Origin of the sequence: Mycobacterium sp. VKM Ac-1816D (assembly GCF_000416385.1) — a bacterium.
Lineage (GTDB): Bacteria > Actinomycetota > Actinomycetes > Mycobacteriales > Mycobacteriaceae > Mycobacterium > Mycobacterium neoaurum_A.
The window spans coordinates 1-237 of record NZ_AOHQ01000082.1; the positions used below are offsets into that span (position 1 = coordinate 1).

A 237-nucleotide genomic window follows, 5' to 3' on the forward strand; every position below is an offset into this window, starting at 1 on the left:
TCGGCGAAACTGGCCGCCTACGTCCGCATGACCGCGATGACCTGCTGTTTCCCCGGCTGCGGGAAGCCCGCCCAACGCTGCGACCTCGACCATGTCACCCCGTGGCCGGCCGGGGCGACCCACCCGGGCAACCTGCGACCGCTCTGCCGCGAACACCACCTCCTCAAAACACTGAAAACCGGCTGGACCCCCACCGCCCACCCCGACGGCACCACCGAATGGACCGCACCGTCCGGG

1 pseudogene is annotated in these 237 nt (G+C 70.5%); it reads left to right on the forward strand.

From position 1 onward, the window contains the following. Positions 1-237 (forward strand): annotated as a pseudogene (locus tag G154_RS26660) (HNH endonuclease); the annotation flags it as partial.